The 20,847-nt window shown below is 68.5% G+C and carries 19 protein-coding genes and 2 pseudogenes; 3 read left to right on the forward strand and 18 right to left on the reverse strand.

Features of this window, described 5'->3' with window-relative positions:
* Positions 1 to 7 precede the first annotated feature (7 nt).
* The 3 genes from G6N13_RS02885 to G6N13_RS02895 are packed head-to-tail and all read right to left on the reverse strand — an operon-like array spanning position 8 to position 2,964.
* Positions 8 to 1,222 carry an amidohydrolase family protein gene (locus tag G6N13_RS02885; RefSeq protein ID WP_163694732.1) on the reverse strand — a complete coding sequence of 405 codons (1,215 nt, stop codon included), beginning with the start codon at positions 1,220 to 1,222 and terminating at the stop codon, positions 8 to 10.
* Between the two features lie 3 nt (positions 1,223 to 1,225).
* Positions 1,226 to 2,029 (reverse strand): acetoacetate decarboxylase family protein, encoded by an 804-nt coding sequence (locus G6N13_RS02890; protein WP_163694733.1) that lies wholly within the window; start codon positions 2,027 to 2,029, stop codon positions 1,226 to 1,228.
* Positions 2,029 to 2,964: an SDR family NAD(P)-dependent oxidoreductase gene (locus tag G6N13_RS02895; RefSeq protein WP_163701608.1), complete on the reverse strand. Its 936-nt coding sequence runs from the start codon at positions 2,962 to 2,964 to the stop codon at positions 2,029 to 2,031. Before G6N13_RS02895 ends, G6N13_RS02890 begins: the two co-directional genes overlap by 1 nt.
* Positions 2,965 to 3,027: 63 nt before the next feature.
* Between G6N13_RS02895 and G6N13_RS02900 the strand changes: the two genes are divergently transcribed.
* Complete coding sequence (locus tag G6N13_RS02900) at positions 3,028 to 3,912, forward strand: IclR family transcriptional regulator (protein WP_163694734.1); 885 nt, start codon at positions 3,028 to 3,030, stop codon at positions 3,910 to 3,912.
* 212 nt (positions 3,913 to 4,124) lie between these two features.
* On the opposite strand, the gene groL is transcribed toward G6N13_RS02900, so the two are convergent.
* From groL to G6N13_RS02915, 3 genes are all read right to left on the reverse strand, one after another.
* Positions 4,125 to 5,750, reverse strand: a complete 1,626-nt coding sequence (gene groL / locus G6N13_RS02905; RefSeq protein WP_163694735.1) for a chaperonin GroEL — start codon at positions 5,748 to 5,750, stop codon at positions 4,125 to 4,127.
* Positions 5,751 to 5,835: 85 nt separating this feature from the next.
* On the reverse strand, positions 5,836 to 6,138 hold the full coding sequence (gene groES / locus G6N13_RS02910; protein ID WP_036421278.1) for a co-chaperone GroES: 303 nt from the start codon (positions 6,136 to 6,138) through the stop codon (positions 5,836 to 5,838).
* Between the two features lie 244 nt (positions 6,139 to 6,382).
* Positions 6,383 to 6,865 (reverse strand): hypothetical protein, encoded by a 483-nt coding sequence (locus tag G6N13_RS02915; RefSeq protein WP_163694736.1) that lies wholly within the window; start codon positions 6,863 to 6,865, stop codon positions 6,383 to 6,385.
* Between the two features lie 316 nt (positions 6,866 to 7,181).
* Between G6N13_RS02915 and G6N13_RS02920 the strand changes: the two are divergent.
* A pseudogene (locus G6N13_RS02920) lies at positions 7,182 to 7,904 on the forward strand (IS1634 family transposase); the annotation flags it as partial.
* 73 nt (positions 7,905 to 7,977) lie between these two features.
* On the opposite strand, the gene G6N13_RS02925 reads toward G6N13_RS02920, so the two are convergent.
* The 11 genes and pseudogenes from G6N13_RS02925 to alr all read right to left on the reverse strand — a co-directional run bounded on the left by G6N13_RS02925 (position 7,978) and on the right by alr (position 19,202).
* A complete protein-coding gene (locus G6N13_RS02925; protein WP_163694737.1) occupies positions 7,978 to 8,523 on the reverse strand; it encodes a transposase in 546 nt (181 codons plus the stop codon).
* A gap of 738 nt (positions 8,524 to 9,261) precedes the next feature.
* Positions 9,262 to 12,161, reverse strand: a pseudogene (locus G6N13_RS26045) (PE family protein).
* Between the two features lie 163 nt (positions 12,162 to 12,324).
* Positions 12,325 to 12,543, reverse strand: a complete 219-nt coding sequence (locus G6N13_RS26345; protein WP_268949074.1) for a hypothetical protein — start codon at positions 12,541 to 12,543, stop codon at positions 12,325 to 12,327.
* 29 nt (positions 12,544 to 12,572) lie between these two features.
* On the reverse strand, positions 12,573 to 13,325 hold the full coding sequence (locus G6N13_RS02950; protein ID WP_163694741.1) for a hypothetical protein: 753 nt from the start codon (positions 13,323 to 13,325) through the stop codon (positions 12,573 to 12,575).
* A gap of 283 nt (positions 13,326 to 13,608) precedes the next feature.
* Entirely contained in the window at positions 13,609 to 13,920 is a 312-nt protein-coding gene (locus tag G6N13_RS26050; protein ID WP_163694742.1) for a hypothetical protein, read from the reverse strand.
* Positions 13,921 to 14,256: 336 nt separating this feature from the next.
* Positions 14,257 to 15,279, reverse strand: a complete 1,023-nt coding sequence (tsaD, locus tag G6N13_RS02960) for a tRNA (adenosine(37)-N6)-threonylcarbamoyltransferase complex transferase subunit TsaD (protein WP_163694743.1) — start codon at positions 15,277 to 15,279, stop codon at positions 14,257 to 14,259.
* Entirely contained in the window at positions 15,276 to 15,731 is a 456-nt protein-coding gene (rimI, locus tag G6N13_RS02965) for a ribosomal protein S18-alanine N-acetyltransferase (protein ID WP_163694744.1), read from the reverse strand. Before rimI ends, tsaD begins: the two co-directional genes overlap by 4 nt.
* Entirely contained in the window at positions 15,728 to 16,366 is a 639-nt protein-coding gene (gene tsaB / locus G6N13_RS02970) for a tRNA (adenosine(37)-N6)-threonylcarbamoyltransferase complex dimerization subunit type 1 TsaB (RefSeq protein ID WP_163701614.1), read from the reverse strand. Before tsaB ends, rimI begins: the two co-directional genes overlap by 4 nt.
* Positions 16,363 to 16,836: a tRNA (adenosine(37)-N6)-threonylcarbamoyltransferase complex ATPase subunit type 1 TsaE gene (gene tsaE / locus G6N13_RS02975; protein ID WP_163694745.1), complete on the reverse strand. Its 474-nt coding sequence runs from the start codon at positions 16,834 to 16,836 to the stop codon at positions 16,363 to 16,365. Before tsaE ends, tsaB begins: the two co-directional genes overlap by 4 nt.
* Positions 16,829 to 17,881 carry an alpha/beta fold hydrolase gene (locus G6N13_RS02980; RefSeq protein WP_163701611.1) on the reverse strand — a complete coding sequence of 351 codons (1,053 nt, stop codon included), beginning with the start codon at positions 17,879 to 17,881 and terminating at the stop codon, positions 16,829 to 16,831. Before G6N13_RS02980 ends, tsaE begins: the two co-directional genes overlap by 8 nt.
* Positions 17,882 to 18,014: 133 nt before the next feature.
* Positions 18,015 to 19,202: an alanine racemase gene (gene alr, locus G6N13_RS02985; protein WP_163694746.1), complete on the reverse strand. Its 1,188-nt coding sequence runs from the start codon at positions 19,200 to 19,202 to the stop codon at positions 18,015 to 18,017.
* 66 nt (positions 19,203 to 19,268) lie between these two features.
* On the opposite strand from alr, the gene G6N13_RS02990 reads away from it, so the two are divergent.
* Positions 19,269 to 20,114 (forward strand): GntR family transcriptional regulator, encoded by an 846-nt coding sequence (locus G6N13_RS02990; RefSeq protein WP_235677910.1) that lies wholly within the window; start codon positions 19,269 to 19,271, stop codon positions 20,112 to 20,114.
* Here G6N13_RS02990 and G6N13_RS02995 read toward each other — a convergent pair.
* A complete protein-coding gene (locus tag G6N13_RS02995; protein WP_163701619.1) occupies positions 20,111 to 20,812 on the reverse strand; it encodes an HAD family hydrolase in 702 nt (233 codons plus the stop codon). The genes G6N13_RS02990 and G6N13_RS02995 overlap by 4 nt on opposite strands.
* Positions 20,813 to 20,847: the final 35 nt, after the last annotated feature.

The following is a 20,847-nucleotide window of genomic DNA, read 5'->3' on the forward strand; positions in this document are numbered from 1 at the left end:
CCTTTCGTTACCAGGTTCTAATCGGATCAGGCTCGAAGACCGTGCTGCTCGCGCCGGCCGGTACCGCGGTCAGTGGCTCGGCGACCTCGGCCACCGTCGGGCCGATGCTGTCGGCCAGCGGTTGCAGCGCCGCGAGATCGAATCCGTAGACGGCCGCGGCGTTTCCGCCGAGCATGGCCGCCACTTCTTGAGGTGGAACACCGGAGAACGTGTAGCGCAACGCTTCTCGGGTAAAGGTTCCTGTACCTTCCAGGTGCGGGTAGTCGCTCCCCCACATGATGCGGTCGATACCGATGGTATGGCGCTCGGCGCACTCGACGGGCCGCATGAAGCTGGCGCCGACATAGCACTGCCGGTTCCAGAACTCGCTGGGCTTCAGGCTAAGCGAGCCTGCGGTAGGCCCGGCGAAGCGGGCGATCGCCGACCCCTCGCGCGCATAACGGGCCGCCGCGACGTCGAGCGAATCCAGCGTTGCCGGAATCCATCCGGCGCCCTGCTCGGTGAAGACCACGGTGAGGTCCGGATGGCGATCCATCGCGCCGCTGAAGATCAGGTGCCATAGCGCTCGGTGCGCGAACCAGTGCGTCTCGTACACCCAGATCGCAAACGAGCTACCCCATCCGTCGAGCGGGCTCGGCCCGGCATTGCCGCCGTGGTGGTTGATCACGACGCCAGCCTCTGCGCAGGCCACCCACAGCGGCTCCCAGTGTTCTGCGTAGAGCTGCGGAATGCCCGCTCCGGGCGGAATTCCGGGCAACAGAACACCGCCGCGCAGACCGAGTGCGGCGATCTGCTTGACCTCGTCGACGGCGTGGTCGAGATCTTGCAGCATGACCTGACCCACCCCGGCACGCCGCTGTGGCGATAGCGAGCAGAAGTCGGCCAGCCAGCGGTTGTGGGCCCGCAGGCCCGCGCAGCGCAGCTCCAGTTCGCGGGCCGTCTCCGGCGGCACTGCCGCCAGGCTCGAGGACGGAAAGAACGGTGGAATGGTGTTGGGGTAGATCACCTCTCCCGCAACGCCCTCGATATCCAGATCGGCATTGCGCCGGTCGCTGTCCCAGTTGCGCTCAGCGTCAGCGTCGGCGAGATCGGCGAACGGGTTGACGTATGCCGCTGCCCAGCTGTCGAATTCGTCTCGGAAGGCCGGCTCGAGATAGTCGCGGTAGTCGAGCAGGTCCGCGCCGGCGTGGCAGTCAGCCGAGATGACCGTGTAGCGGCCCATGCACTACACCCGGGTCGGCTCGGGCCATGGAGCGGCGAGCAGGGCCACATCGTCGTAGCGCTGGTGCACGTAAGGCAAAAGCCATTCCTGTGGCACCGGCTCGACGATGCGCCCCACCTGGACGGTGCGCCGACGACACCAGGTGATCGACCTGATCTCGCGGACAACGATGTCGGCGACCGGATCCAAGGACGACTCCCCTAACTCGACCGTGCCGTCGATGTCCTCCAGTAGCTCGTAATGCCGGTGGTATTCGCCGTAGACGAGGTGCGGGTCGGTGATGCCGCCGCCTTCGGGCGCCCGCAGGAACTTGAAATAGAACTCGGTGTTCATCTGGTCGGGCGGCAACTCGGCCGGCCCGCTGATGCGGCCGGTCACCTTGATCAAGGGATACCCCAGCCGAGTGACGCTGGCGCTGACGCCGTCGCCATCGCGATCGACGGAGATCTCGGCGAGTTTCTTTGGTTCGCCGAATGTTTCGCGCCCGCCGGTCACCGACTGTTCGGTGGATTGCGGCATGAACAACGGGTAGTCACCGTGAACGTCGCCGTGCCGGGCTCTCACCGAGAACACCGCCGAGCCGAATGCCGGGCGCCCCTCGATCTGGACACGCTGAAGCTGAATCCGCACCAGCGGTTCGGCCGCCGGCTGCAGCGGCTTGGGCAGGACCGCCGCGACGATCTCCGGATCGGTGCGGTAGGTGACCGTAACGGCTTCGGTGGCGATCGGTGCCTTGGTGGCGTCGATCTCATGGTCGACCCGCGCCTCCGGCGGGCGAGGTCCGTAACGAACTACGTTGGCGTTCATCACTTTTCTCCTTCGTTTTCCGACGCGTTCCCGGCGTTTTTGCCGAGCACGTCGACCAAATAGTCCGGCTCACCGCGAGACAGGATCGAGGCCGCCTTGGCGCTGACGACCTGATCCGACGGCGCGGGCGGGCCCATCATCCAGAAGTTATCCGCCCGAATTCCTTCGACGACTTGGTCGGCCACGGTCTCCAACGGTGTGAATTCGAGCTGCACACCGGCAGATTCGAAGCGGTCCACCACCTTGGCCAGGGTTTGGACGGGGGTGCGCCGCTCCTGCGTCGCGGCGTACTGATCCGGCCGGTGCCGCCACGACTCCCAGATGCCGGTGTTCAAGAAGCCGCCCGGGAACAGGGCGTGGGCCCGCACCCCGGTCCCGGTCATCTCCAGGTGTGTGTAGAGGCTCTCGGTCAGGCACAGCACGGCGGCCTTCGTCATCGGATAGACGGCCGTCGCCGGCCCGCCCATCGCGCCCCTGGCGATCGGCGCGAAACCGCCGTTGCCCGAACAGGTGTTGACCACGTGTCCGTCACCCTGTTCGAGCAGGATGGGCACGAACGCCTTGATGCCGTGGATGACGCCGAGCACGTTGACGTCGATCCCCCAGTGCCAGTCGGCGAGGTCGTGTTCCCACATGTAGCCCTCGGAGACCGCGCCGGTGCCGGCGTTGTTGCACACCACGTGCACCGCGCCGAATCGGTCCAGCGCCTGCGTGGCGAGCGACTCCACGGAGCCGAAATCGGTGACGTCGGTGACCACGCCGATTGCCTCGATGCCCTCGTCCGTCAGCGCCTGGGTCGCTTCGGCAAGCGGTTCGGCGAGGACGTCGGCGAGCACCACCTTCATGCCCTCCTGGCCGAAGCGCGTGCCCATGGCACGACCGATCCCGCCGGCTCCCCCGGTCACGACGGCCACGTTGCCTCGAAGGTCCTTCATTGTGGCCATCGTCACATGGTCGCTTATCACACCGCAAGCGGTCGCACTATGCGACCATCAGGCATGGCTCCGCGTCCGTCGCCCCAGACCGAACGGGTGGTGAACCTGTTCGAACATCTGACTGTCGATGGGACCCGTGGGATCACGTTGGCCGAGGTGTCGCGCCATTTGGGTGTGCACAAAGCGAGCTGTCATTCGATGCTGTCGGAGCTCCTGAGAGCCGGTTGGCTGCTGCGCGACCCGATTCGCAAGACGTACCACCTCGGCCCCGCGCTGGTGCGCCTCGGGCGAAAAGCGGCCGGCCGTTACCCCGCACTGGTGTTGGCGCGTTCGGCGATGGCCGAACTGTCGGGCGCGACGGGCACCCATTGCGTGGCGTTCTCGGTGGACGAGGACTTTTCGACGGTCGTCGATCAGGTCCGCAGCAGCCACGGCGGCGGTCACCCGATGCCGATCGGCACCCAGATTCCGCACCGGCCGCCGTATGGGGCGTCGACCGTCGCGTGGCGAGGGCCCGAGGTCCGGGAGCGCTGGCTGTCCGCGCTTCCCGACGACGTGCGCGATCGCTATCGCGAGGCGATCGCCAATGCCACCGAGCGCGGGTACGCGGTGGGCCTGCACATCCTGCCTGATCTGCGACTGCAGGAACTGGCGCTCGTGGTGCGCAGTGCCGAGGTGCGTTCCACCCGGCTGAGCCAACTGGCCCAGGCGCTGACCGACGAACTGATCCATCAGGAGGAATGGTTCCCCGCGAGTCTCGCGCCCGGCGACACCTACACGGTGAGCCACATCGACTCCCCGATCCTGGGACCGGATTCGCGGATCTCGCTGATGCTGAGCCTGGTGCCCAGCGCCGAGCCGATGAGCGGTGCCGACGTCACCCGGCTGGGTGAGCAGCTTGCGGCGGCGACCCGGCGGTTGAGTGTCGCGTTGACCGACGACAGGTAACTCCTGGACCGTTGAGGCCGAATACATTTCAAGTCGTAAGTATTACCCCATGGCGGGCGATGCGCCCTATGACAATCAGCGCCTATACGCGGAACAGCCAGCCTGCCAGTGAAGCCCGCCTACTAGTTCACAATTCCTGACCGCTGCAACCCCTACCGAAAGACGAAACACCCCCGGCCCAACAGGACCGGGGGTGTTTCGTAATGAACTATCTAGTGCGCGTGCCCGTGGCCGTGGCCATGCCCGGCATGCTCGTCGACCTCGACCGGCTTCTCAACAATCGCGGTCTCGGTGGTGAGCACCATGCGTGCCACCGACGCGGCGTTGAGCACCGCCGAGCGCGTCACCTTGACCGGATCGATCACGCCGTCGGCGATCAGGTCGCCATAGGTCAGCGTCGCGGCATTGAAGCCGTGCCCGACGGGCAGTTCGCCGACCTTGTTGACCACGACAGCCCCATCGAGACCGGCGTTGGTGGCGATCCAGAACAGCGGAGCCGACAGCGACGAGGCGAACACCTCGACGCCGAGCGCCTCGTCACCGGACACCTCTGCGCGCAGCGCGTCGAGTGCCGAGTTCGCCTGTACCAGAGCACTTCCGCCGCCGGCGACAATGCCTTCCTCGACCGCGGCCTTGGCCGCCGCAACGGCGTCCTCGACCCGGTGCTTGCGCTCCTTGAGCGCGGTCTCGGTGGCGGCACCGACCTTGATCACCGCAACGCCGCCGGCCAGTTTGGCCAGCCGCTCTTGCAGCTTCTCGCGGTCCCAATCGGAGTCGCTCGCCTCGATCTCGCTCTTGAGCTGCTTGACGCGGCCCGCGATGTCATCGGCAGATCCGCCGCCGTCGACCAGGACGGTGGAATCCTTGCTGACCACCACGCGACGCGCGGAGCCCAGCACCTCGAGGCCGGCCTCACGCAGCAGTAGGCCGACGTCGGGGTTGACCACCTGTCCGCCGGTCACGACTGCCAAGTCATCGAGGAACGCCTTACGCCGATCACCGAAGAACGGCGCCTTGACCGCAACGGCCTTGAGCGTCTTGCGAATAGCGTTGACGACCAGAGTCGACAGCGCCTCACCCTCGACGTCCTCGGCGACGATCAGCAGCGGCTTACCGGCCTCAGCCACCTTCTCCAGCAGCGGCAGCAGGTCGGGCAGCGAGCTGATCTTGTCGCGGTGCAGCAGGATCAACGCGTCCTCGAGGACGGCTTCCTGCAAATCGAAATCGGTGACGAAGTAGGCCGAGATGAAGCCCTTATCGAAACCGACACCGTCGGTGATCTCCAGTTCGGTGTTCATGGTCGAGGACTCCTCGACGCTGACGACACCGTCAGTGCCGACCTTGGTCATCGCCTCGCCGACGAGTTCGCCGACTTCCTCGTCACGCGAGGAGACGGTGGCGACCTGGCCGATGGCGACCTTGTCCGACACCGGTTTGGCCGCGGCCAGCAGCGCCTCGGACACAGCGTCCGCGGCCCGGCCGATACCCGCGCCCAGGGCGATCGGGTTGGCGCCCGCGGCAACGTTGCGCAGGCCGTTCTTGATGATGGCCTGTGCGAGCACGGTGGCCGTGGTGGTGCCGTCACCGGCGACGTCGTTGGTCTTGGTGGCCACCGACTTCACCAGCTGGGCACCGAGGTTCTCGAAAGGATCCTCGAGCTCGATCTCGCGGGCGATCGTCACGCCGTCGTTGGTGACCGTCGGGCCACCGAACGCCTTGGCGAGCACCACGTGGCGACCACGCGGACCCAGGGTTACCTTCACGGCATCGGCGAGCTTGTCGACGCCGACCTCCATGGCCCGGCGCGCAGTCTCGTTGAACTCAATCTGCTTGCTCATATGTCAGTCCTGACTTGGCTTCAGCGCGATCCGCCCCGGAAACCACCCGTACGCATGCGGGGATCTCCGGGGCGGTTCACGATTGCTACTTGTTGACGACCGCCAGCACGTCGCGGGCAGACAAGATCAAGTACTCTTCTCCGCCGTACTTGATTTCAGTGCCGCCGTACTTGCTGTAGATGACGGTGTCGCCCTCGGCGACATCCAGGGGAATCCGCTTCTCGCCATCTTCGTCCCAGCGGCCGGGGCCAACTGCGACGACGGTGCCTTCCTGCGGCTTCTCCTTGGCGGTGTCCGGGATGACCAGACCCGACGCGGTGGTCGTCTCGGCCTCATTGGCCTGTACGAGGATCTTGTCCTCGAGTGGCTTGATGTTCACGGCCACGATGGAGTCCTCCACTTAGTTAACTTGCGGGCCGGGGCTTGCGCGCCCGGACCAGGTCGGAATTACCAGGTGTTCGGCATACGTCCATACCCTCGCGCCGTCGTCGCGGGAGCCGACACAGGGGGTTTGTCCGCAAGCCACCTAGCACTCTATACATGCGAGTGCTAGCACTCAAGGGTGGCCTCCTGCGTATTCGCCCAGAGCGGACGCCGCCCCTCAGACCGGCCGCCAGTGCATCACCCTCAAGTCACCGGCGATTCACCCCGGGCGGGGTACCCACGATGACCAGCAGAGGCGTGGTCCCGACGGCCTTGAGCGCGTCGATCTCGCGATAGATGTTGTGCGGGATGCCGCTGAGCAGGCTGCCCTCGTAGCCGTTGGTCAACGTGATCACCAACGCCCGCTTCGAACCGGCCACCACGTCCGTGCGCGCCCAGGTCTTGGAAATCCCGGTCCATGCAGTACCCGCTGCCCCATCCACATCGGGCCCATCACGCCGGGCGGCGACGAGCTTGCTGCCGAAGCATTCACCAGTGGAATTCCTGTGCGCTGCAACACATCCTGACCCCCCACTAGTCGCTGACCGGTGTAGCAGTCGTTGGCCGTGGTGAACATCGTGGCCGGCGGCCAGCGCGGCGTGCCCGATCAGGCGGATGGTCTCGGTGTCGCCGCATTTGACCTCGAAGTTGATCTCGCGGGCGTGCTGGTGGCTGGGGTTGGCGTTCGACACCGGTGCGAGCTGGGTGAAGCGGGAGGGGAACTGGCCGAAGAAGTCGAATGCGTCGCGCAGGTCCTAGAAGTGACCCGACGTCATCGACGACCCGATGTACGCACCGGCCGAGGTGCCCCTGCTCGAGCAGTCCGTCGAAGAAGCCGCAGTACCAGGCCACGTGATACTCGCCGCCACCGTCGAGGACCAGCGTGCGGTCGAGCCCGGACGCCAGGTTCGACTGTGTCCTGACTTTTATCACTGGCGGCGGTCGGGCAGTCCTGCAGGTCTGTGACCTGCTTTTTTCGTGTCTTCGCGTGACGCGCCGCCCCTGCCCGGCCTGGGGCCAGCCAGCCTGGTGCTCTAAGACGTCAGCACCTGCACGTCGAGACCGATGCCGGTGACGGGTTCGGCGAACCGGGGTTCAGCAAGCGACGGCTGGACCCACACATCACCCTCGGATTGCTCACCCATGCGGCGGGCGTGCCACTGTCGGTCGCGGCGTTGGAGGGTGACCGGGCCCAGACCGCCACGATGCTGCCGGTGATCACCGCGTTCACGGCCGCCCACCAACTCACCGATGTGACCGTCGTCGCTGATGCGGGCATGATCTGCGAGGCCAACCGGGTCGCGGTGCAGGCCGCCGGCTCGTCCTACGTCCTGGACGCGGGGATTCCGTTCCTTGCCCGATGTCGTCCGCGAGTGGCGTGACACACATCCCGACGAGGCGATCCCCGACGGGCTGGTGCTGACCCAGCCCTTGCCGGTGAGTTCCTCGGAGAAGGCCCGCGGGATTGCGGATCGGGCAATCCACTGCCAATACCGCCACGACCGGGCTCGGCGCACGCCGCATGGCATCGATGAACAGATCGCCAAGGCTCAGCGTGTTATCGAGGGACACGGCGCAGTCAAGCGCAACCGATTCATCACGCTGTCCGGGGCTCGGGTCTTGGCCTCCAGCTCGCGGTTGACGCTCTTGGTCGCTCCGGGGTGGAAGGGCTACACCACCAACCTGGTTGGCCAGCCCGCCACGTTCGTCATCGACGCCTACCACCAGTTATGCCTGTGTGGAACACCGCGCCAGCACAGACGAGGGCGACCGGGTGCGGGGCGTTGACGGCCCGCCAGCGGCCTTATGCGGCGTCGATCAGCTGGTAGGCCATCACAATTCCCGCGGCGCGGGATCCACAACCCTTGGTGACCTTGGTTCTCAACCGCACGGTGGCACAAGTGCTGTCGATCGGGTTGGTGGTGCGCAGGTGGATCCAGTGCTCGGCCGGGATACCTGTAGAACTCCAAGGGCACGTCGGCGTCGCCGACGATCGTGGCGACCGCTGTGGGCACGTGGCACCGTAGTCGACCTCGAAGGCTTTGATCGCGACCTGCGCATGGTAGATGTGTTCGGCGTCGTCGATCTCCCGCATCGCCGAGATCGCGCCCGGGTGTGCTGACTTGGGCAGCCCGGCAAGCACATTGGCCTGTTTGTGAAACCAGCACCGCCGCTCACGACTAGCCGGGAACACCTCGCGGACTGCCGTCCAGAACCCCAACGCCCCGTCACCGACAGCGAGCACCGGGGCTGCCATCCCACGCCGGCGACAACCCCGCAGCAGATCGGCCCACGACTCGGCCGACTCCCGGTAGCCGTCGGCCAAGGCGACGAGCTCCTTGCGGGCCACCAGCGCGAACCCCGATCATCACCAACAAGCAGAGCTTCTCCTGCTCCAACCAGACTTTGAGGTGGATGCCGTCGACCCACAGGTAGACGTCATCTGCGGTGACGTGCGCGCCCATGCCGGCAGGATCGCCGAGGGGAACCGTTGCCGCTGGCCGGTATCGGCGTCGATCCGCCGGTGATGCGTCTCCGTAGCCGTAGTGATAGAAGAGACGATCGCCCGTGCCGGACCACACCTGCTCACACCGCACACCGTCTTGGGTGACACCGTCGTCGCCGTCGGGGAGATCGAACCCGGTGACGAAGTAAGCACCGGTCGGCGAGGTAGCGCAATTCCGTGGGGTCCAGGGGATCCGCACCAGCACCGAGACCGAGGTGATAGAGCGGCACATCGCTGAATCGGCTAGCGCACAGTGAAGACGGTGGCCGTGAGTCGGCTACCGTCGACGCCGTTCTGCTCGAGCGATCCCGATGCTGGTCCACCGGGGTTGTCCCGGTGATCGGGGCGCGATCGCTGCGAGCAGCGCGACGACGATCTGGGCGCGCTGAGCATCGAGATCGACGCACCGCGCTATGACCGCCTGGATCAGGTCAGCCGTGTCGAGCCAGGCGAGCCCTGCGGCAAGCTGGCGGATAACGCCGCGCCGAGGACGCGACGATCGGCTTCCACCCGGTGCCGGCGGGCTCGACGGTTTCTCCCGTCTGAAGCCCGCCAGCTTCCCCGCGCAGCGGCGGTTTATGCCTAGCCGGCGGCACCGGTACCGCCGGCACCGCCGGTCCCGCCGCCGCCGCCGGCACCGCCGGTCCCGCCGCTGGGCGCGGCGCCGGGCGTGCCGGGACTGCCGGCACTGCCGGGGCCGCCGGGGCCGCCGTAGCCTGGGGCGCCGGCGTCCCCGCCGGTCCCGCCGGTCCCGCCGTCGCCGCCGGTCCCGCCGGTGAGGCCGTTGCCGCCGGTCCCGCCGGTCCCGCCGCCGCCGCCGGCACCGCCGTCCCCGCCGTTACCGGCGATGCTGGACCCGCCGTCCCCGCCGGTCCCGCCGACCCCGCCGCCGCCGCCGCCGCCGCCGTCGCCCTGGTTGCCCGCCGTGCCTGGGCCGCTTCCGGCCTGCCCGCCGTTGCCGCCGGCGCCGCCCGCGGCGCCGATCCCGCCGGTGGTGCCGTTGGTGCCTTTGGCGCCGTCGGTGCCGTCGATCCCGGTGGCACCGGTGCCGCCGGTCCCGCCGGTCCCGCCGTTGCCGCCGTCGCCGTTGGTGGCGCCGACGCCGGCCGCCCGTTGGTCCCGCCGCCGGCCGCCTGCTACGCCGGCAGAGCCGTCGGCGCCGTTGCCGCCGGCCCCGCCGACACCGCCGTCGCCGTTGGTGCCTGCGGTGCCTGCGGTACCTGCCCCGGTTCCGGCCGCGCCGCCGAACCCACCCGCGCCACCCGCCCCGCCGGTGCCGCCAGCGGCCCCGGCTGTCGCGCCATCGACGCCCGCCGCGCCGGCGCTGCCGTCACCGCCCTTGCCGCCGTCGCCGTTGATGCCACCAGCGGCAGCCGCGCCGCCGGCGCCGCCGTTACCGCCGGCGGTACCCGGTGCCGCGCTGGGGTCGGCCCCGGCGTTGTAGCCGTCACCGCCGTTACCGCCGTTACCGGACACGCCGCTGGCGCCGGTGGCACCGGTGTGACCCGCGGTCGTTCGGTGTGCCGGGGCACTTCGTCCGCCGATACCGGCGGCACCACTGGTGCCGCCGGTACCGCCGGTACCGCCATCAGGAGTGGCGGCATCACCATCACCGCCTCGTCCACCGGTGCCGCCTGTCCCGCTGCGACCGCCGGCCCCGCCGTTACCGCCGTTACCGTTGCCGCCCGCGCTACCCGAACCCAGGGCCACCCCACCAGCACCGCCGTTACCACCAGCCCGCCGATACCGCCGGTGCCGCCGTCACCACCGGCTTGGCCCTGCGCACCGGCGGCCGCACCGGAGAGTCCGGTCACACCATCGCCGCCGACCCCGCCGACCCCACCGAGGCCGCCGACCCCACCGGCACCGCCGTTACCCGAGATCGAGCCACCACGCCCGCCCGCACCACCGTTACCGCCGAGACCGCCGCCGCTTCCGTTCGTCCCCGACGCTCCGGCCATGCCGGCCGCACCGCTACCACCAGCACCGCCGGCACCACCATTACCGGTAGACCCGCCGTCACCGCCGGCGCCGCCGTTACCGCCGGCGGTACCCGCCACAGCGCTGGGGTCGGCCCCGGCGTTGTAGCCGTCACCGCCGTTACCGCCGTTACCGGACACGCCGCTGACGCCGGTGGCGCCGGTGTGACCCGCGGTGGCTCCGGTCCCACCGGCGGCACCCCCGGCCCCGCCGATACCGCCCGCACCACTGGTGCCGCCGTTACCGCCGGTACCGCCATCAGGAGTGGCGGCATCACCATCACCGCCTCGTCCGCCGGTGCCGCCTGTCCCGCTACTACCGCCGGCCCCGCCGTTACCGCCGTTACCGTTGCCGCCCGCGCTACCCGAACCCAGGGCCACCCCACCAGCACCGCCGTTACCGCCAGCCCCGCCGATACCGCCGATACCGCCGTTACCGCCGGCTTGGCCCTGCGCACCGGCGGTCGCGCCGTCGAGTCCGGTCACACCGACACCGCCAGCGCCGCCGACCCCGCCGAGGCCGCCGACCCCACCGGCACCGCCGTTACCCGAGATCGAGCCACCACGCCCGCCGGCACCACCGTTACCGCCGAGACCGCCGCCGCTTCCGTTCGTCCCCAACGCTCCGGCCATGCCGGCCGCACCGCTACCACCAGCACCGCCGGCACCACCATTACCGGTAGACCCGCCGTCACCGCCGGCGCCACCGTTACCGCCAGCGGTACCCGGCACAGCGCTGGGATCGGCCCCGGCGTTGTAGCCGTCACCGCCGATACCGCCGTCACCGGACACGCCGCTGACGCCGGTGGCACCGGTGTGACCCGCGGTCGCTCCGGTCCCACCGGCCACACCCCCGGCCCCGCCGATACCGGCGGCACCACTGGTGCCGCCGTTGCCGCCGGTGCCGCCATCAGGAGTGGCGGCATCACCATCACCGCCTCGTCCACCGGTACCGCCCGTCCCGCTGCGACCGCCGGCCCCGCCGTCACCGCCGTCACCGTCGCGTCCGCGCCAGAACAACCACCCGTTCCCGGCCTGCCCGCCGGCCCCACCGGTGCCGCCCGTCCCGCCGACCCCGCCGGTACCGCCCGTCCCGCCGACCCCGCCGGGGATGGTCGCATCGGCACCGTTGGTTCCAGCGACTCCCTGAGCGCCGACCCCACCCGTGCCCCCGACACCACCGTCACCGGAGCGGCCGAAGATCCAGCTGCCCAGCCCGCCATCACCACCGGCCCCGCCGGCACCGCCCGTGCCGCCGATGCCGACAGCGTTAGCCCCGGTACCGCCCGCGCCGCCGCTACCGCCGTCACCCCAGATCGACAACAAGCCGGTGCTGCCACCATGACCGCCGGCCCCGCCCGCAGCCGACACGTCAGTGGAGTTTCCGCCCTGACCGCCCGCGCCGCCGCTGCCGATCAGGTATCCGCCCCTGCCGCCATCACCACCCGCGCCGCCGCTACCACCGTCACCACCGGCCCCGCCACGGCCCCACAGGGTGAACAACCTCGTATCGCCGCCGTCACCACCGGCCCCGCCGGACCCGCCGTCACCACCGGCACCGGCATTGCCCAACCAGAACCCACTCGCCCCGCCGTCCCCACCGGACCCACCAGACCCGCCAGCACCGCCACGACCGCCGTTACCGTAGAGCGACAGCATCCCGGCGTCACCGCCCTGCCGCCAGCCCCACCAGCCCCGCCGGACCCGCCGGTCCCGCCGTTACCGTAGAGCAGGCCACCCGAGCCGCCGCACCGCCGGCTTGACCACTCGAGCCCGCCCCACCGGCCCCACCGTTACCCATCAGGCCCGCACTGCCGCCGTTACCACCGTTGTAGCCGTTACCGCCGTTGCCCAACAGGCCACCGCCGCGACCGCCGTTGCACACCGCGCCCCCGTGCAGGTCGACGGGTGTAGCTATAGCCGTTGCCGAGTAACAGGCCAGCATTGGGATGAGCCGCGGTGCCATTGGACACGAAGATCGCGATAAAGCGAGTCCAACTCGACGGCAACGCCGGATTCGACAGTGCCGCCGTGATCAAACTGTTCGGCACCGGTAACACCGACACCGACACCGACGCAGACGCAGACGCCGACTTCGCGGAGGCAGGACCGTTCACCAGAACACCCGACCCGGCCCCGGTCCCGGTCGCGGTCGCGGTCGACGAGGAAACCCTCGGAGGAGACAGCCGAGCGCACCACCACCGACGACGCGCTACCGCTCCCCGCGGGCGCACCACCACGGGCCGCACCCGCACCAGCCGACGACCGCTGACCCGACATCGCACCCCGCGACGCCACAGAAGACGACGCCGAAGAAGACGCCGCCTGAGAAGACGCCGAAGAAGGCGCCGTCGACGGCCGACTGGAAACCACACCCGTCTTCACAGTCTTGGCCGGGGCGTCAGCTCTGCTACTGGCCGCCGACGAGCCAGAACCCTCGCCGGTATCGGCATGAGCCACCCCCGAACCACCCACCAAAGCGGCACCCACACCCAGGGTCATCGCACCCGCACCCAACCAGCCATAGGCAGTGATCCGCCGGCCCGCGCCACGCGGCTTCTCACGCCGATGAGCCGGACCACTGTCATCGAGGCCCATGTCATTGACCACCGCCGCCCACACCGACGCCGACAACGAATTCAACTCCACACCACTGCCCTCGGTCATTGCCCCAGCCTCTCGCCGCAAAAAATGCCCCGGTACGGCAAAAGTCACCACGACAATGCCGCGAAAAAACTAACACAAGCGTCAGGAATCGCTGGGCTCATTCGCAGCCCACGAGTTACTCCCGCCTCAACAAGCGTGGATTGGCGATCACCGGCCAGCAACGCAGCACTGATCGCGCCGTGCTAGCCCGCCGGATCGCCCACGAAGATCGATAGTGCCGGCATTGCGGGAAACAGAGCAGCCCGCCTGACAGCAACCACCCGCACATTGACCCACGAGCCGCTCAGGTGGCGGTGATCGGGGTCGATGAGCACATCGGGCGGCACACCCACCGCGGCGACAAGCACGTCACCGTCATCATCAACCCCACCCCCCGGTGCGCGATAAGACCGGCCCGGCCCGGCCGCTCGACAGCGTCGCCGACCGCTCCCACAAGGCGTTCACCGACCGGCCGCGCAGCGGCCCCAGTGCTGGACCCCTGCCCCGTGGCCAGGCGGGCCAGCAACGCCCCCGACGACTGCCCGCGCCGCATGCAGTCGGCCACCTGCCGACACCGCAACCGCAGCACCGATCCGCTCCACACCTGCCGCCGCACCCGACACACCAGAGCCGATCAGCTCACCGACAAGCAGAACACCCGAACGGACGCACCGGATGTCCAAACACGGCTGACCTCGCCGCAATCCTCGCCAAGATGCACGACCAACATGCGCACTAGTTTGATAAAAGTCGGCTGGGGTTGGCGTTCGACACCGGTGCAAGCTGGGCGAAGCGGGAGGGGAACCGGCCGAAGAAGTCGAATGCGTCGCGCAGGTCCTAGAAGTGACCCCACGTCATCGACGACCCGATGTACGCACCGGCCGCGCGAGCCCGTCGCTATCGAACAACTTTGCCGAGATCGACGCGGCCACAGCCTCACCCGGCGAAAGGGTCATGCCACGTGGCCGGTCAACACCGGCAGACCAGGGTCACTGGGCACATCTAGCCGCGATGGTGCGGCTCCAGCGGCGATCAGGTGCGCGGCAAACGAGGCGATCATCGCCCCATTGTCGGTGCACAACCGCGGCCGCGGCACCCGTAACGTCAAACCTGCTGCTGCGCAACGCTCCTCGGCCAGTTCTCGCAATCGCGAATTGGCCGCCACCCCGCCGGCGATCAGTAGCGTCGACACCCCCAGCTCGCCGGCCGCCCGCACCGCCTTGGCGGTCAACACATCGGCGACGGCCTCCTGGAACCCGGCGGCGACGTCGGCGGTCGGTGCGTCGGGGTGGCTTTCGACGTAGCGGGCGACAGCGGTTTTGAGGCCGCTGAACGAGAACGCGAAGGGCTCATCGCGCGGGCCGGTCATGCCGCGCGGGAAGACGATCGTGCCGGGATCGCCGGTGCGGGCGAGCTCATCGAGCGGTCGTCCGCCCGGATAGCCCAGGCCTAGCAGCCGGGCCACCTTGTCGTAGGCCTCCCCTGCCGCGTCGTCGACGGTGCTGCCGAGTTCGACGATCGGCTCACCGAGGGAGCGCACGTGCAGCAGGTGGGTGTGCCCGCCCGACACCAGTAGGCCAACACATTCCGGTAGCGGACCGTGGTCGTAGACATCGGCGGCCAGATGCCCACCGAGGTGGTTGACGGCATAGAACGGCACCCCCCACGCCGCGGCGTAGGCCTTGGCGGCGGCCACACCGACCAGCAGGGCCCCGGCCAAACCGGGTCCGATGGTGGCCGCGACGACGTCGGGCTTGCCGATGCCGGCGGTCTGCAGCGCCCGGCGCATGGTCGGCCCGAGCGCTTCCAGATGCGCGCGCGAGGCGATCTCGGGGACCACCCCGCCGAACCGGGCGTGTTCGTCGACGCTGGAGGCCACCTCGTCGGCCAGCAGTGTGATCGTGCCGTCCTCGTCGAGCCGGGCAATGCCGACTCCGGTTTCGTCACAGGAGCTTTCGATGGCCAGAATGATCATGCCGGGTCCCGTCGCATGGTGTAGGCATCAGCGCCGCTGACCCGGTAGTAGCGCTTACGCACGCCGACGCATCTGAAGCCGAGACTGGTGTACAGCGCGATCGCCGGCTCGTTGTCGGTGCGGACTTCGAGGTATACCAGCGACTCCGGGCCCACCGCGCCGAGCAGATCGATCATCATCTGCCGCCCGATGCCGTGTCCCTGATATGCGGGATCGACACCGATGGTGTGGATTTCGTACTCGAACGGTTCGGCTCGGCCCAGCCGGGAGATGCCGGCGTAACCGACGAGCTTGTCGTCAACCCGCGCGGCGACATAGCGGTTGTGCGGGGCGGCCAGCTCACGGATGAACGCGAGTTCCGGCCACGGGTCGTCGCCGTCGAACAGCTGGTTCTCCAGCTCCTCGCAGCGCGCGGCGTCGCCCTTGGCCAGCGGGCCGTACAGGACGTTCACCGCAGCACCCCGCGTTCGGCCAGGGTCTTGGCGTCTGGGCGGCGCAGATACAGCGGCACCAGCGGGGCGGGCTCGCCCGTCCAATCGGTCACGGCGGCAACCAAACCCGTCGCCGTCGGGTAGGCCGGGCCAACGACAGGCAGCGCGAACAAACCGGCGTGCTCAGGCGATCCCGCCACGGCTTCGGCATCACCGACCGGCACATCAGTGGGTGCGGCCACGTCGGGGCCGTCGATGCGCTGCCCATCGCGATACCGCGCCCAGTACATCTCGCGCCGGCGAGCATCAGTGACCACCAGCACCTCGCCGGTAGTCTCGATGCCGACGGCGTCCAGGCTGCACACGCCGCGCACAGGCAGGTTCAGGGCGTGTCCGTAGGCGGCGGCGGTGGCCATCCCGACGCGCAGACCGGTGAACGGACCTGGGCCGCAACCGATGACGACGGCGTCCAGGTCGGACATCGTCATCCCCGCGTCCGCCACGGCCGCAACCACATTGGGGGTTAGCGTCTCAGCGTGAGCGCGCGCGTCGAGGGTGATGCGCTCGCCGGCGACGACAAGACCCTCACCACGGATCACCACCGCGGCGGTGACGGCTGGAGTGGCGGTGTCGATGACAAGAACGTTGCGGATCATTCGTGATTCCATTGCCAGGTCACCGTGCGCACCTCACCGTCGGCGCCGCGCGCCAGCGTGATGTCGAGATGATTCGCGGAAAGTCGCTCGGCCAGTCCTTCGCCCCACTCGACTACGACGACGGAGTCATCGAGATCGGCGTCCAGATCCAGAGAATCCAGTTCGGCCAGTAGATCGGCACCGATGTGCTCGAGCAAGCGGTAGACATCGACATGCACCAGTTCGGGTTGTCCGGCCCGTCGTGCTCGATACACCCGGGCCAGGACGAACGTCGGCGAGGTCACCGGCCCCTCGACATCCATGCCGAGCGCAATCCCCTTGGTGAAAGCGGTCTTTCCCGCCCCCAGAGGCCCGGATAGCACCACCACATCGCCGGCGCGGAGCTGCCGGCCGAGCTGTTCGCCCAGTGCGATGGTGTCCTCGACGGTGGGCAGCTCTGCCGTACCGCTGTCCGCCTGCGTCCTATCCACGGGCGCGGTCCTTGAGCCGGCGGGACAAGGCGATCAGTCTCGACGGTGTGGCGCGCTCGACCAACTCAACCAGCGCGTCATTGATCAGCTCGGGCTGCTCGAGCTGTACCAGATGCCCTGCGCCGCCGACGATCAGCAGATCGCTATCAGGCAACGCATCGGCCATCTCTTCGGAGTACACGACCGGGGTGAGCACATCGTGGTCGCCGCAGGCGATCAACGTGGGGATCCTGGCCAACACAGGCAGCGCCGCGCTCTCGTCGTGAACTTCCAGGGCATGCAGGAATTCGACCAGGGTCGCGATCGGAGTGTCGTGAATCATCTCCTCAGAGAAAGCCACAACGCGCGGGCTCATGTGATCGTCACCGTAGGAGGCGGCGCGCAGGATCGGGCGAACCACAGACCGGGCCGCGCCGCGGGTCCGGTGCACGAACTTGGGCGCATAACGCGCGGCGAAGCGCACCGCCTCCAGCGCGGGGTTCTGCAGGATCTCGCCCAATGGCGAGCGGGATAGTCCCTCCGACGCCGAGGAGATGAGCGCAGCCCCGACGATGCGGCTGCCGTACTGCTTGGGGAACTGGCGGGCATGCGAGAGCACCGTCATACCGCCCATCGAATGCCCGACGAGCACGATCGGTCCGCGCGGAACCATCACTTGCAGAATGGTTTCCAGATCCTGACCGAGCTGGGTCACGGTGTACGTCTCGACCGGCGCGGGACTGGACTGGCCGTGACCACGCTGGTCGTAGAACACCATCCGGACCTGATCACCCCAGCGGGCGGCCAGGGCCGCACGCTGGAAGTGAAACGATCCCATCTGCAGGCAGAACCCGTGGGCGAACACCACAGTCAGCGGCGCGGTGGTCGGACCGACTTCACGCACCACCAGCGGGATACCGTCCGGCGTGGTGACGACACATCCCCGGTCAGCATTTAGGAGCCCGAAATCCTCACGCTGATAGAGATCTTCGGCCGCCGAGCGGTGCCCGAGGGCGCGGGCCGCTGACACCCCGGCCACCGTGCCGACTGCGCTCAACCCGGCCATCCCGGCCAGCAGCCCGGCCTTCTTGCCGGCACCCAGACCGGGGTGATCGGCCTTGTGGGCCAGCCGCTCGGCACTCTTGGCCGCGCGGCGCGCCAACCGGTCATCGATCCCGCGCTTGGAGTTCGCCTCGTCGTCAGTGCCCACCGGTGTCGGCCTCTCGATACGTGCGCACCACCCGTCCGCGTGGGCTGGTGACCACCTCGTAGTGAATGGTACCGAGCAGATCCGCCCAGTCCTGGGCCATCGGCTCGCCGGATGTTCCCGGCCCGAACAGGATTGCCTCATCGCCCTCGGCCACGTCAGGCGCACCGGGGCCGAGATCGACGACGAACTGGTCCATGCAGACCCGGCCGACGCTCGGTCTCCGCCGACCGTTGATCAGCACATCGATCCGGCCGCCGAGCGGGCGGTACAGCCCGTCAGCGTAGCCGATCGGGAGCAGCGCCAGAGTGGTGTCTCGCTGCGCGATCCAGGTGTGCCCATACGACACTCCGGCACCGGCCTTGACCGGTTTGACCATCGTGACAGCGCATTTCAGCGTCATCGCCGGGCGCAATCCCATGTCGCCGTGTTCGGGGATCGGGCTCAGTCCGTAGACCGCGATACCGGGGCGAACCATGTCGAAACCCAGGTCCGGTCGCGTCATCGCCGACGGCGAGTTCGACAGATGGGCAACCTCGAATTCGATTCCACGCCTACGCGCTTCAGTGATCGCATCGGTGAAACGTTGCGCCTGGATGTCGTTGAGTGGATCATCGGGGGCGTCACCGTTGGCCAGATGCGACATGATGCCGCGCAGCCGGATCGCGTCGGCGGCAGCGGCGCGCTGCAGTTCGGTCAGGACTGTCGGGTAGTCGGCGATGCTGACACCGTTGCGGTTCAGTCCGGTGTCCACCTTGACGGTGACGTCGGCGGTGCGTCCCGTGCGCGCGACCGCGTCAAGCAGTTCGGCGACCTGACGCGCCGAGGACACCGCGACCTCGACATCGGCGGCCAGGGCTGGGGCGAAATCGGTGCCGGGTGGATGCAGCCAGGCCAGCACCGGCGCGGTGATGCCGCCGGTGCGCAGCGCCACCGCCTCATCGATGGTCGCGACACCGAGCGCCGCCGCCCCGGCGGCGACCGCGGTCCGACCGGCCTGTACTGCGCCGTGGCCGTAGCCGTCGGCCTTGACAACCGCCATCACCTGGGCGGACCCCGCGTGCTCACGCAAAGTGCGCACGTTGTGGGCGATCGCCCCGAGATCGATGAGCGCTTCAGCGCCTGGACCGGAAACCTGGGTGTGCGTCGACGGGGTCAACGAAGTCGTGTGCATGTTCATGTCACCGCCGCCAATTGTCCCAGAAGCTGACCCAGAAGCTCGCATAGGGCACTGACCTGTTATTTCGTGGCCACCGCGGGCGGTAAAGTCGTCGGAATGCGGGTGCTGTCGATGGACGACGCCGTTCTGGCTCAACGGCCGGACCTCGGCGGCCCATCCGAACATCCCGCCCATTCCCGGATTGCTGTCTGGCTGGAGAAACTCATCGTCACCGGCCGGTTGACGCCGGGCGACAAGCTGCCCTGCGAGGTCGAGATCGCCGGTGCGCTGGGCGTGAGCCGGATGACGCTGCGGCAAGCGCTGGCGGCCATCGAAGCCAAGGGGCTGATCCGGCGCAGCCGGGGGCGGTTTGGGGGCAATTTCGTCGAGACGCCGCGCCTGGAGTTCGACCACACTGGGATGCCGGGTTTCACCGAGCAGCTGCGCAGGCTGGACATGTCCGCCGGCGCGCGGGTGATCCGGGCTACCACCCGACTCGCGCCTGCCGTGGTGCGCCAGGCATTGCAGCTCACAAGCGGCGCGTACGTGCACGAGATCATCCGCATCCGGTCTGCCAACAACACGCCCGTACTGCTGGAAGAGACCTACCTGCCGACCGCCCGGTTTCCCCGCCTGCTCTCCGCCGACCTCACCGGCTCGGTGTACGCGCTGATGGCCGACCACTTCGACACCCCGTTGCTCTCGGCTGACGAGCACATCGAGGCCACCCCGGCATCCGAGTCGTCGGCCGGGCTGCTCGGCGTGGCCGTCGGCGACCCCCTCTTGCTGGTCACGCGAACCGCATACGACCGCAACAATGTCCCGGTGGAGTTCTCCCACGACTACTTCCGCTCCGATCGCACCCGCATCCGGGTGCGCTCGCGCGTCGACGGCGGGCCTGACGCCCAAGTGGAAACCTCGCCGGCGTCCTAAAGGTCGGACAGCACGTGTTCGACGACGTCCGCCGACAACCTAGGGATCAACGCCGGCGCCGCCGCCAGCAGCTCGTCACTGGGCGCGGTGCCCACGGCGATGCACCGCATACCGGCTGCCAGAGCGCCCCGAATCCCGGGCACTGAATCTTCGAATACCACGATATCGGTTGGTGCACAATTCAGTTGGGCGGCACCGGCGAGGAAGCCTTCCGGATCTGGTTTGCCGCGAGTGACATCCTCTTCGGCGACGACGATGCGGATCAGGTCACCGACCGGGCTGCTTTCCAGCACGGCACGGACATCGTCACGTTGGGCGCCGGTGACGATGGCCAGCGGCACCCCATGCTCGGCCAGCAGCTGCACCAGGTGCACGGTGTCGGGCTGGATCGGGTTGTCGTCGGCGACCAGTTCGCGGTAGCGCCGTTTGCGCACGGCAAGCAGCGCGTCGACGTCGCGATCGTGGTGGCCGGTGATCTGCAGCGCCCTCTCGACGATCTCGCGGTCGCTGTGGCCCAGTAGCTGGCTGTCGTAGTCCTGCTGGGCCATCGCCCAGCCCAGGTGCTCGTCGAACAGCTCGCCGAAGATGCGGAACAGGATCGGCTCGTCATCGGACAGGGTCCCGTTGAAGTCGAAGATCACCGCAGGGCGCCGGGCGCGAGCCCAGGCCGATATCACCTCACGGGCAAGCGTTGGCATCGACACAAGCCAATAGTCTAGTCTTTTAGACGCGA

Source organism: Mycolicibacterium sarraceniae (genome assembly GCF_010731875.1).
Lineage (GTDB): Bacteria > Actinomycetota > Actinomycetes > Mycobacteriales > Mycobacteriaceae > Mycobacterium > Mycobacterium sarraceniae.

Coding starts and splice junctions, on each gene's coding strand:
- G6N13_RS02885 (WP_163694732.1), bottom strand. CDS start 1,222: ATGGGCCGCTACACGGTCATCTCGGCTGACTGCCACGCCGGCGCGGAC.
- G6N13_RS02890 (WP_163694733.1), bottom strand. CDS start 2,029: ATGAACGCCAACGTAGTTCGTTACGGACCTCGCCCGCCGGAGGCGCGG.
- G6N13_RS02895 (WP_163701608.1), bottom strand. CDS start 2,964: ATGAAGGACCTTCGAGGCAACGTGGCCGTCGTGACCGGGGGAGCCGGC.
- G6N13_RS02900 (WP_163694734.1), top strand. CDS start 3,028: ATGGCTCCGCGTCCGTCGCCCCAGACCGAACGGGTGGTGAACCTGTTC.
- groL (WP_163694735.1), bottom strand. CDS start 5,750: ATGAGCAAGCAGATTGAGTTCAACGAGACTGCGCGCCGGGCCATGGAG.
- G6N13_RS02950 (WP_163694741.1), bottom strand. CDS start 13,325: ATGACCGAGGGCAGTGGTGTGGAGTTGAATTCGTTGTCGGCGTCGGTG.
- tsaD (WP_163694743.1), bottom strand. CDS start 15,279: ATGATCATTCTGGCCATCGAAAGCTCCTGTGACGAAACCGGAGTCGGC.
- tsaB (WP_163701614.1), bottom strand. CDS start 16,366: ATGATCCGCAACGTTCTTGTCATCGACACCGCCACTCCAGCCGTCACC.
- G6N13_RS02980 (WP_163701611.1), bottom strand. CDS start 17,881: ATGGCCGGGTTGAGCGCAGTCGGCACGGTGGCCGGGGTGTCAGCGGCC.
- alr (WP_163694746.1), bottom strand. CDS start 19,202: ATGAACATGCACACGACTTCGTTGACCCCGTCGACGCACACCCAGGTT.
- G6N13_RS02995 (WP_163701619.1), bottom strand. CDS start 20,812: ATGCCAACGCTTGCCCGTGAGGTGATATCGGCCTGGGCTCGCGCCCGG.